This is a genomic window from Bacteroides faecichinchillae JCM 17102 (assembly GCF_000614145.1).
Lineage (GTDB): Bacteria > Bacteroidota > Bacteroidia > Bacteroidales > Bacteroidaceae > Bacteroides > Bacteroides faecichinchillae.
On record NZ_BAKK01000072.1, the window covers coordinates 1 to 12,508 of the forward strand.

Below are 12,508 nucleotides of genomic sequence, written 5' to 3' on the forward strand. Positions count from 1 at the left end.
AGAATTGCAGGGGCTAATTTTATATAGGAAAGTCATGGGGAAAACATGCTTCCTTACCTTTCATCAAATAATTAAACAAACCAACGCACGTAACAGAAATCTTGACGATGTGGAAGATCCGGATTCTTCGGGAACATACGGTAAGAAACCTTAAAGCTACCCGCATTTGACAAGCTATGTTTAGCTTGGAATGTATATAAATCACCGTCTTTCTTAATTACACTAAATGGTTCTACCGAGTAAATATGTTGTTTTCCGTCCGCTGTTGTATAAGTAGTAACTAATTCTAGTCCTACTGCGTCATTCAAACCTTTTTCATCAATTACGAAAGTAATAGTATATTCCTTTCCACTTTCAATATCACCTATCTCAAGTTCCTCTACTTTGTCACAAGAAACAATCTCAATAGAATCCCACTTCGCAACAACTTCTTCTTTCCATGCTGCAATTTCTTTTGCCTTTGCATTGTTATTGGCAGCCAAAGCTTGGAAACGTTTAGCCTGTTTGCAATAGAACTTATTGAAATAATCATCCAACTGACGTTTCATTGTATAATGAGGAGCTATCTGAGCGATAGAGTTTTTCACAACTTTGATCCAACCTTCAGAATATCCTTTCTTATTACGAGCATAATATAACGGTAGAATCTCAGTTTCGAGAATACTATAAATGGTAGCAGCATCCAGCTGATCCTGATGTTCTTGGTTCTGGTAAGTACGTTTTTCGGTCAATGCCCAACCAGCACCTTCGCGATAGCCTTCCAACCACCATCCGTCTAACACAGAGAAATTCACAACACCATTCATCAATGCTTTTTCACCAGATGTACCAGATGCCTCTAAAGGACGTGTCGGAGTATTCAACCAAATATCTACACCCGAAACCAGACGACGAGCCAACTGCATATCGTAATTTTCAAGGAAGATAATCTTACCTAAGAATTCCGAGCGACGAGATATCTCAATAATACGTTTGATCAATCCTTGTCCTGCTCCATCGTGTGGGTGAGCTTTTCCTGTAAACAGGAATTGTACCGGATAATCAGGATTATTTACGATCTTAGAGAGACGTTCCAAATCAGTAAATAGCAAATGTGCACGTTTGTAAGTGGCAAAACGACGTCCGAAACCAATCAACAATGCATTCGGATTAATTTTATCCATTAATGAAACGATGCGTGAAGGATCTCCCTGGTTCTTCAACCAAGTATCACGGAATGACTTACGAATGAAATCTACCAATTTATTCTTCATTGTCATACGAGTCTTCCAAATCTCTTCATCGGGCACATTGTAGATTGCTTCCCAAATCTTCGGATTGGATTGATCGTACCAAAAGCTCTCATTAAAATATTTAAAATACAATTGTTTCCATTCTGTTGCACTCCAAGTCGGGAAGTGAACACCATTAGTTACATACCCAACATGATTTTCTTCAGGGAAATAACCTTTCCAGATAGAAGAGAACATCTCCTGAGAAACTTTGCCATGTAACCAACTTACACCATTTACTTCCTGAGAAGTATTACAAGCAAATACAGACATGCAAAAGCGTTCGCCTTTGTCACCTGGATTATTACGGCCAAGATCCATCAAATCATCCCAACTGATGCCCATTTTGCAGGATATCCACCCATGTACTTACCGAATAAACCTTCGTCAAAGTAATCATGACCAGCCGGAACCGGAGTATGAACTGTATAGAGCGATGATGCACGCACCAATTCAATAGCTTGATCATAAGTTAATCCAGTAGCTACATAATCACAGATACGTTGAACATTAATTAATGCAGCATGTCCTTCATTACAATGATAAATATTTTTTTGAATGCCTAATGCCTTCAGAGTCAGAATACCACCGATACCTAACAGAATTTCCTGTTTCAAACGGTTTTCCCAATCACCACCATATAACTGATAAGTGATCGGACGATCAAACTCGCTATTCATTTCATTATCTGTATCCAACAGATACAAGGAAATACGTCCTACATTTACACGCCACACATTTGCATGAACGTAATAATCTAAATAAGGAACATCTACAACCAATGGTTTACCTTCAGCATCCAATACACGATCAATAGGAAGTTGCCCGAAATTTTGAGCTTCATAATTTGCAATCTGCTGTCCATCCATTGACAACGTCTGTGTAAAATATCCGTAACGATAAAGAAAACCTACCGCACATAAATCTACATTACTGTCAGAAGCTTCTTTTAAATAGTCACCAGCTAACACACCCAGACCACCAGAATATATTTTCAATACATGGCTCAAACCATATTCCATACTGAAATAGGCTATAGACGGACGTTGATCATCCGGCTTCACATCCATGTAGTCTCTAAATTTCGTATATACATCATTCATTCTTCTCAGAATCACTTTGTCTTTTGCAAGAGCTTCTAACTTTTCATAGCTCATACGCTCTAACAATAGCACTGGATTCTGTCCACATTCCTTCCAAAGTTCCGGATCTAAATCTCTAAAAAGTTCTGTCGCCTCAAAGTTCCACGCCCACCAAATATTACGTGCAATCTCAGATAACTTCTCCAACTCTACAGGGATACGAGATTTAACAGTAACCTCTTTCCAGTTAGGAGTGTTCACATTACTTACTTGAATTTTCATAATGTTTTTAATTTACTTATTGATGAATAAATTGTTTTTTAACTGAACTGACGCTTCACAGCATTGCGCAATGCAATGTCATAAGCCTCATAATAGTATTGTATAAAGTGCTTCCACAAAGCCTGTTCTGCCACTTCAGCAGCGCGCTTGCGAATTTCCTTCACTTCTTTATCTGTCTTATTCGCAAAGAGGGTGATTGTATCTTTAATACCATCTGCCACTTCCGAATAATTATAGTCTGAGCGATGTAGTACCTCTACTCCATCATTAATGCCATGTTGTTTTTTCAGGCTATTCACCCATAGACCAAATCCTGCTAGATCGGTAGTAATGGTTGGAACATGGAATGCTACACTTTCCAATGGAGTATATCCCCAAGGTTCATAATAGGAAGCATAAATACTCATATCCTGTCCCAGCAACAAATCATAATAGTCTTTGTTCATTATTCCATCCCTGCCATTCAAATAACAAGGTACGAAAATAACTTTCACCTTGTCCTCCGGACGATTACCCATTCCTAGATATTTCAGCATATCCAATACCTGATCATGCGTCATATTATGCAGCCAATGAGTAATGAAAGGAACTTCTAGAGGAGTATCAAACTGATCCTTACTCTTCAAACGAGCTTGTAAGTCTTCACGAGGTTCTCCCACCCAACCTGGAACATTTACATATGCCAATACATTTTTATGCAAATTTTTATCACGATTTAAACGGTTCAATGACTCCAAAAATACATCAATACCTTTATTTTTGAATTCATATCGTCCACTGGTTCCAACAATTAGCGTATCGTTATCCAAATCTGTACCCAATAATTTATTGGCTACATTCAACAACAAAGCACGTGCACGTTTGCGTTTACCCGTAAATGTAGAACCTTTTGGCACAAAATTATCTTCAAAACCATTCATCAGAATAACATCTGCCGGTTTATCAAGTAGTTCTCTACACTCGTTATTGGTAATCTCGCTAACTGTAGTAAAACAATCCACATAATGAGCCGTCTGCTTTTCAATTGAATGCTTGGATTGCATATTTAGTTCCTGAGCCATCTGATCACCATTATAAGCAAACAAATAGTCATACAACGGCTTATTGTTACCTGCTATCGAACGTCCGATAGATGTAGCATGGGTTGTAAAAATAGTACCAATTTCCGGCACAGTTTCCTGTACATAAAGTGCTCCCATTCCTGTCATCCACTCATGTGCCTGATATACCACTTTGTCCGTTTCAGTCAGATTATAGCGATAGAAACTTTCTACTACCCTACCTGCGGCATAAGAAAACATAGAGGCTTCGTCATAATCACCATAAGCGTGCAACGAGTCTACTTGAAAACGATTCCACATTTCTGTGTATATTTCATTTTTCTTCTCAAAAAAAAGGTTGGAAATCGACTAGAATGACAATTGGTTCACCTGGAATATTCCATCGTCCTATACGAACAGAAAGATCTTCTTTCTCCTGAGCATGTTTTTTCCATGCAGCACAAAGATTTTCTGATTCAATGAACAGAGGGTTCTCTTTACCTTGCCATACATCAGGACCTATAAAAAATATTCTATCACGAAATTTCTCCTGTAACGTATTTGCCCTCGTAGACAAGACGGTATATATCCCTCCCACTTTATTACATACTTCCCAGCTGGCTTCGAAGATATAATCGGGGGTTAATAAATCTTTTACCATATATATATTAAAACTCTTTTTAGTATGTGAGTGCAAAAGTACGCATTATTCTTTGAAAAATAATACTTTAAGCGAAAAATATGAGTGAAGAGATAGAAAGAAACAGAGTTTAAGTATGAAAAAGACAATCCCCTTGCGAATGCAAAGCTGCATACACAAGGGGTTTGAAAGTTCTTTATTAAAAAATATTCTTAGAGAAAATTATGCAAGAGCACTACCAATCAAGAAAGTTGCCGCTAAAGCTACAATTGCATAAAGTTCCGGGAATACAGCAAGAATCAACGTGTTACTAAATACGTTGTGCCCTTGTCCAATAGCTGCAATACCGTTTGCACAAACTTGTCCTTGACGAATTGCTGAGAATAATGCAACCAATCCTAATGCAATACCTGCACCTAAAACGGCTGATGCCTGAATGGCAGTAATTTCAGGAGTCAAGATACCAAAAATAGTCTGGAACATAAAATAACCGGCAAATCCATAAAGCCCCTGTGTACCCGGAAGAGCTGTTAATACAAGGAAGTTACCAAATGCACTATCGTTCTTTTTCAATGCACCAATAGCTGCATTACCTGCAATAGTTACTCCGTAAGCACTACCAATGCCTGACAAACCAACCATAACCGCGATGCCAATGTAGGCAATAAACAAATTCATTTCCATAATCTTATTCTATTTTTTATTGTTTAATTCTAATTCTTTTTTTATTCTTTTATATTTATAGTAGTAGGTAGTCAATTACTACCAACAACTATCAATTTTTAAAGGGTTTGTACTCCTTACCTCCTCCTTCATATCCTGAGTTCTTGAAGAACTCAACAAATGTCAAACGCATCGGATGAACCATTGCTCCAAGCACATTCATAAAGATATTAATTGCATGGCCAATAACGAAAATTAGCACCATCACAATCGGACCCGCAATTACATTATCAGGACTCATGCCTACTGCCAAACTATTGAATACTCCCGCAAGAATACCTCCGGACAGTCCAAGAGCAAACAGACGGACGTAAGACAATACATCGCCTAGCAAACCGGTAACCATGTTGTAAGAATCCCATAATCCTAATCCGATATTTAGGAAAATATTCTTTCCAGGACTGTTGAAAAGGAAAATCATCACGCCACAGATTGCCAGTATAATCAAATGCAGTGTGCTTCCCATCGGCATTATTTTCGGCAATAAAGCTGAAAAAGCCATGGATATCAACAAGATAATCCAGCCGATTGTAGCAATCGCATATTTGAATCCAAACTGAATTGTTTGATTAACTGCTTTCAATACCATACCAAATATAATTTGAATTGCCCCCAAAATCAGTGATAAACGGAACATATCATTATTATCCATGAATACGGCATGTTTCAAACGTTGCACAATAGGCCAGTCCAGATTATAAATATTAGCTCCAAAGAAAGTACCTGTCAGCAAGCCGCAGAAGAAGGTTGAAGTCGCCAATATCTGTATTAATGACAGAATCGATTTCATATTCGGACTTATTTTCTTTGCAATCAATCGATATGCCGTAGCTCCTACAAACAGGAACAGGCCATAACCTGAATCTCCCAAACAAAGTCCGAAGAAAATCATAAAGAATGGAGCAAAGAATGGAGTCAAGTCCAATTCATTATACTTTGGAAGCATATACAATTTACAGATTGGTTCGAACCAAGAGAAGAATCCTTTATTATTCAACTGAATAGGGACATTGTCTCCCGGTACAGGATCTGTAATCTCATAATAAACATGTGCATCATTCAGATAAGCTTCAATTTCCAACTTGCTGGAAGCAGGTGCCCATCCTTCTATTAGCATTAGTTTATCACCAGCTGTTTGTTCTGTATTCAGCACAACTTTGGAGAATTCGATCTGCCCTTGTATCTCTTGCAGAGCTTTCTTCAACGAAGGAATTTCTGTTTCAGAGAGTACTACCAATTTCTTTTCATTCTCTTCAATAGCCTGCTCAGTAGTATTATACAACGTATTAAGATACGTTAGAGAATAAGCAGGAAGTTTTGCCTGTTCTACATCCAGGTCCACCTCTTGCCCAGCTTTGGTCAGAGTTACGAAGAATACCTTTGAAGAAATGCGATTCACAATCATAGCATTGTATTCCGTCTCCCATTCTTCTTTATAGTTACCCTCCGAACAAGTATAGAAACCAATCACATATCCGGCATCTTTCAACTTCTGCACATTTGCAGGCTCAAAGTTTCCCCAAGCCTGTAATGAGTCTATTTCCTTTACATAGCCTTGCAGCTGTTGAGATAATTTTCCATGCTCTATTTGTAATGCATCTACTTCGTCCAACACTTGCAATCCACGAGCAGACGTACCGCCTTCTTTAGCTATAACTGCATCTTTGGCATGTTTCTGATTCTGAAGCAATTTTAAAGTAGACATTAAACGATTGGAAAGTCGTATGTTTTCTTGCAATTCCGTATTATCAGCAGCACCTTGTTGTTTTTCCACAATGTGGACTACGCCAAGTTCACGCAGACTATTCAGGAATTGTTCATACTCCTTGTGATAGACCAGGAACGTAAGTTTCTTCATTTTTGTAATCATGCCTCTACCTCCTTCCTTTGTTCTTGATGGGATTTCATGATCTTTTGCGATGATTTCGATAAGTTTTCTTCGTCCTCCATAAATCGTTTAATCTTTCGCAATGCATCCTGATAACCCGGTATCTGTACCTTCTCAAAAAGATTCACTTTCTGAGTGGTCTTTTTCCTTGCATGTTCTAATAGATTCAACTTGGCGAGTATAAATTCACGTTCAATAGCTGTATGAGCAAGCTCTTTCAACAAATGGATACCATCGGCATACCATTTGGGAGCATTGAACAAGCTGTACGGACGTATCTCGAAATCTATATTCTCGAGCAACGGTACACGTACACCCGCAATCTTTTTCACACCAAGATGAACATCATTCACCTTTATCAATGAAGCATCAAATTCATTCCAAAGGGCGAACATGGCTTCATAGGCTTGAATTTGTTGTTCGAGCCTATCCTCCAGATCAGCAGCTTCCGTTTTACAGCGTTTCACTTCCATGCGGAGGGCACTTTCCTTATTCTTAATAATAGGAAGTGTACGTACCCGCACTTTCAGTTGCTTTTCGAGCTGCTGAAGAGAGGTTTTGTTATATTGAAACTTTATAGCCACGTTATTAATTGCTAATTATTAATTACTAATCGCTCTTTTATTCACCTTTGGGCCAATATTGATCTAACAATTCTTTCTTGATATTTACTTCTTCCGGACGGAAATACTTGCCAAACAAGCCCCAAGCTACATCAAGCATTTCTGTCGTATCAAGATTGACATCAATAGCCAACAACTGGTTAGAATAATCTTTCGCAAAAGCAAGTGTACGTTCGTCGTAATTCGTCAAGTCAAAACCATTTTCCATCTTTGTTTTGGCATTAGCAGCATCAGCATACAAACGTACGGCAGCATTCATCACTTGTGGATGGTCTTTACGTGTCTTCTTACCGGTTACTAACTGTTTCAAACGAGACAATGAACGGAACGGATCGACGATTACTTTACCAATATCGCTATCACGACGAAGGAATAATTGACCTTCAGTAATATAACCTGTATTATCAGGCACAGCGTGTGTAATATCTCCTCCTGACAAAGTAGTTACCGCAATAATAGTGATAGAACCACCTGACGGGAATTGTACTGCTTTCTCGTAAATCTTTGCCAAATCCGAATAAAGTGAACCCGGCATAGAGTCTTTTGACGGAATCTGATCCATACGGTTAGACACGATTGCTAGCGCATCGGCATAACTAGTCATATCTGTCAATAATACAAGGACTTTCTCATTATTATTCACAGCAAAATATTCAGCAGCAGTCAGTGCCATATCCGGAATTAACAAACGTTCTACCGGAGGATTTTCTGTGGTATTCATAAAACTCACGATACGATCGAGAGCACCTGCATTAGAGAACACATTCTTAAAATATAGGTAATCATCATTAGTCATACCCATACCACCCAAAATAATTTTATCAGTTTCCGCACGCAATGCTACATTCGCCATTACTTGGTTGAAAGGCTGGTCAGGGTCTGCAAAAAATGGGATTTTCTGACCGGAAACTAAGGTATTATTCAGGTCAATACCTGCAATACCTGTCGCAATAAGCTCCGAAGGCTGTTTACGACGTACCGGATTTACTGACGGACCGCCGATTTCAACTTCTTGTCCTTCAATTTCCGGTCCTCCGTCAATCGGATCACCGAAAGCATTAAAGAAACGTCCAGCCAATTGTTCGCTCACTTTCAATGTAGGCGATTTACCAAGAAATACCACTTCCGCATTGGTCGGAATACCTTCCGTACCTTCAAATACCTGCAAAGTGACATCATCACCGGCAATCTTTACCACCTGTGCCAGTTTACCATTCACAGTGGCAAGCTCGTCATACCCCACTCCTGTTGCTTTCAACGAACAGGTAGCCTTGGTAATCTGAGTAATTTTGGTATATATCTTTTGAAAAGCTTTTGTTGCCATCTTTAATATTTATGAATTATAAATTTTGAATTGTGATTGCTGATCAAACACTTCTTTCAGCAATCAATTCCTTCAACTGTTGTTTGAATCCTTCATATTGTTCAGACTGATACTTCGAGTAGTTCATCTGCTTACAGATATTAATCATCTTCTTGAAGAAGTCCATAACTTCATTGAAGTTATCAAACTCAAATTCCGTATGACAAATATCAATTATCATATTCAAAATAGCTTCCTGACGTTCCATCGGAGTTACCGCATCAATCTCATCGAAAGCATCCTGCTGCAGGATTACGAAATCGATCAACTCAGACTTCCAGAAAATGACATGATATTCCACAGGCACACCGTCATCACCTAAGATATTAATCTGCTCAGCGATTTCCTTACCACGTTGCAAACGAGTTTTAAGTTCGTTCACTTTACCAATCCACTCATCATTGATGTGATCTTTTATGTATTCTTCAAATTCTGGATATTCAATATATTTGGAATAAGAATCAATCGGATTCACAGCCGGATAACGCTTCTTATCAGCACGATCCTGTTCAAGGGCATAGAAACAACGAGCTACTTTCTTGGTATTCTCAGTTACAGGCTCTTTCAAGTTACCACCGGCAGGAGATACTGTACCGATAAATGTAATAGAACCTGTTTCATCATTAGCTAGCTTCACATAACCGGCACGACCATAGAAGTTGGAAATGATAGCAGAAATATCCATCGGGAAAGCATCAGGTCCGGGCAACTCTTCCATACGGTTGGACATCTCACGCAGAGCCTGAGCCCAACGAGAAGTAGAGTCTGCCATTAACAATACTTTTAATCCCATAGAACGGTAATATTCAGCTAAAGTCATCGCTGTATAAACAGATGCTTCACGAGCAGCTACCGGCATATTGGAAGTATTTGCAATAATAATAGTACGTTCCATCAATTTACGTCCAGTATGTGGGTCTACCAATTCCGGAAATTCCGTAAAGATTTCCACAACCTCATTTGCACGTTCACCACAAGCTGCAATGATTACAATATCCGCTTCCGCTTGTTTTGAAATAGCATGCTGTAGCACCGTTTTACCTGTACCAAACGGACCGGGAATAAATCCCGTACCACCTTCTACAATAGGATTTAAAGTATCTATTACACGTACACCCGTTTCCAATAATTTGAAAGGACGTGGTTTCTCTTTATAATTTGTCATAGCTCGTTTTACCGGCCACTTCTGAATCATAGTTACGGAAATATCATTTCCTTCTTCATCCGTCAAGATAGCAATGACATCTTCAATCTTATAATCTCCCTCAGGTACAATTGACTTCACCGTTGCAGTTCCTTCCATGGTAAATGGAGCCATAATTTTCAACGGCTGGAAGTTCTCGTCTACCTGACCTAACCATGCAGAAGATTGCACCTTATCACCGACATTCACCATCGGAACAAAATGCCATACACGCTCTTTATCTAATGGATAAGTGTACTGTCCTCTTTTTAAGAAAACACCATCCATCTTGTCAAGGTCATTTTGCAGACCATCATAATTTTTAGATAACATACCCGGACCTAAAGTCACTTCGAGCATGTGTCCTGTAAATTCGGCTTCAGCCCCCACCTTCAATCCACGCGTACTTTCAAACACCTGAACGTATACATGAGAACCTACAACCTTAATCACCTCCGCCATCAATTTATCTCCACCGGTAGAGATATAACAAATCTCATTCTGAGCTACCGGTCCATCAACGACGAGGGTCACCATGTTGGCAATAACGCCACTAACAGTTCCTTTTGTTGCCATATATTTTTTTTAATTTATTATCTGAATTCTGCGGGAATCTGTACCTCGTTCTTCAACGATTCAATTATACTGCGGAACAACTGATTTCCCTTCTCTTTATCCAATGCAATCCAACGCTCTATCATTTCCAACTTCAGCAAGAAAGCGAAAATACGTTCGATAGTGAAATAATCAAAGAAAATAGCTTCTTCCATCCAATTCCACCGCAAAGCATCCAATTTCTTTTCACGTTCCACCAATTCTGTGATTTCATTGATTTTCACCAATGATTCCAAAAAATCAACTTCACCGGACAAACCAAAATCACGGGCACTAGACGTACGCAAAGCTTCACATACATCCGTATTACCCACAATATAATCAGCAATATCCCATTTAAATTTACGAGCTGTAAAAGCGACAAGAATATTATTGATATTCAAATTGAATTCAAACCAAGCAGAAACAAACTTATTTCCACACTTCATCGCATACTCATAATACAGAGCGGCTAAATGGTCTTCATATAACACAGTATTTTCTACAGGTGTATTCAAATAATCAAGAATGAAGACAGAAAGATAAGCAGGAAATTCTTTCGGACTAATTTCTCCTCCCTCTTTCAATGTAGAAATATATTCAGTAAGTTCAGCGGCAGAATAATTTCCTCGTGTGTCTATTTCCGCTTCCTTATCTTTTAAAAGTTTCAATACATTAGCATTATCAAACTTCAAATAGAATAAGTCTATCAATTTTTGATCTGAAGTAGACAATCCACTATAGATTTCTGTTTTAAAATCAGCTACTGTATAACTCAGTTTACTATCCTCTAATGAAAGTTCTGGTAAACCTGCTACTAAGTAATAGTATTTACTACTCATAGTCGCTTCTTTTAAAATAGCATTTCTACTAATTGAGGACGCAAGAATGCTTTGAAGTAATTCATGAATTCTTCTTCTCCGAAGTTCACTTTATAAGAACCGTCCGCAGGAGAAACAGTAAATAAAGTCTTTATACCATTTACTTGTTGAATCGTTACGCTCTTATCCAACAAAGCTTTAGCATGTATTGCAAAATACTTCTTCAAAGAGTCTGCATCCGTAGTTGAAATAACAATCGGTTCATCTGCACTCCATTTGGATGCCAACGCCACGATAAAGGCATTCAGAAAATCCTTATTTTGTGTGAAATCCTTCACTGAAACAGTTACTAACTTGTCAGTAACAATAGTTGCAATCTCTGACTTGAGTGCATTAACAGACTGACCTGCAAATAATTTTAACTCTGATTTTGTATTCTCTGCCAGTTCATCAGCAGATTTACGAGAGGAGGCTACAATTGATTCAGCTTCTTTTCGAGCATCCTCAATGATCTTTTTTGCTTCTTCCTGAGCATTCGCGATAAGTCTTTGCGCTTCTTCGTTTCCTTTTTCCACGCCTTCACGATAAATCTTATCGGTTAACTCTTGAATTTTGTTTTCCATATAAACAGGAGTATTTAGTATTATTACTATATTAATTATGTTCCTTATCAGATTCTCGCCAAATTTACAAAAATCAATTTGATAAAAAAGAGAAAGATGAAAAGAAAACGATTCACTTCTTAAAAAATCATAGAAATACACTATTTTTATTTCGTATTATGATTACTAAATGACAATATTAGCCTTAATTAGAAGAACAGAACAAATATAACCAAAAGGCAGAAAACAAAAAAATAAATTCTGAAACAGTAAAATACGAGAATAAAACGGATATATTAAGTACTAAAAGCACCTATATTACAATGCTACTCTCTAATATATTGCAAATACTTGTTTCGAACTTTATCATATTACTTAAAAATGTGCTAGAAACAT

7 protein-coding genes and 2 pseudogenes are annotated in these 12,508 nt (G+C 38.1%); all 9 read right to left on the reverse strand.

Going from position 1 to position 12,508, the window contains the following annotated elements:
* Positions 1-71: 71 nt before the first annotated feature.
* The 9 genes and pseudogenes from JCM17102_RS28590 to JCM17102_RS19895 all read right to left on the reverse strand — a co-directional run bounded on the left by JCM17102_RS28590 (position 72) and on the right by JCM17102_RS19895 (position 12,133).
* Positions 72-2,635, reverse strand: a pseudogene (locus tag JCM17102_RS28590) (glycosyltransferase family 1 protein).
* 38 nt (positions 2,636-2,673) lie between these two features.
* Positions 2,674-4,336, reverse strand: a pseudogene (locus JCM17102_RS28595) (glycogen/starch synthase).
* A 201-nt stretch (positions 4,337-4,537) separates the two neighbouring features.
* Entirely contained in the window at positions 4,538-4,999 is a 462-nt protein-coding gene (locus JCM17102_RS19865) for a V-type ATP synthase subunit K (RefSeq protein ID WP_005675599.1), read from the reverse strand.
* A gap of 91 nt (positions 5,000-5,090) precedes the next feature.
* Positions 5,091-6,908: a V-type ATP synthase subunit I gene (locus tag JCM17102_RS19870; protein WP_025076425.1), complete on the reverse strand. Its 1,818-nt coding sequence runs from the start codon at positions 6,906-6,908 to the stop codon at positions 5,091-5,093.
* Positions 6,905-7,510: a V-type ATP synthase subunit D gene (locus tag JCM17102_RS19875; RefSeq protein ID WP_025076426.1), complete on the reverse strand. Its 606-nt coding sequence runs from the start codon at positions 7,508-7,510 to the stop codon at positions 6,905-6,907. The genes JCM17102_RS19870 and JCM17102_RS19875 overlap by 4 nt, the downstream gene beginning before the upstream one ends.
* Positions 7,511-7,547: 37 nt before the next feature.
* Entirely contained in the window at positions 7,548-8,873 is a 1,326-nt protein-coding gene (locus tag JCM17102_RS19880; RefSeq protein WP_025076427.1) for a V-type ATP synthase subunit B, read from the reverse strand.
* Between the two features lie 43 nt (positions 8,874-8,916).
* Positions 8,917-10,671 (reverse strand): V-type ATP synthase subunit A, encoded by a 1,755-nt coding sequence (locus JCM17102_RS19885; RefSeq protein ID WP_025076428.1) that lies wholly within the window; start codon positions 10,669-10,671, stop codon positions 8,917-8,919.
* Between the two features lie 17 nt (positions 10,672-10,688).
* On the reverse strand, positions 10,689-11,531 hold the full coding sequence (locus JCM17102_RS19890) for a DUF2764 domain-containing protein (RefSeq protein ID WP_025076429.1): 843 nt from the start codon (positions 11,529-11,531) through the stop codon (positions 10,689-10,691).
* 11 nt (positions 11,532-11,542) lie between these two features.
* Entirely contained in the window at positions 11,543-12,133 is a 591-nt protein-coding gene (locus JCM17102_RS19895; protein WP_025076430.1) for a V-type ATP synthase subunit E family protein, read from the reverse strand.
* Positions 12,134-12,508: the final 375 nt, after the last annotated feature.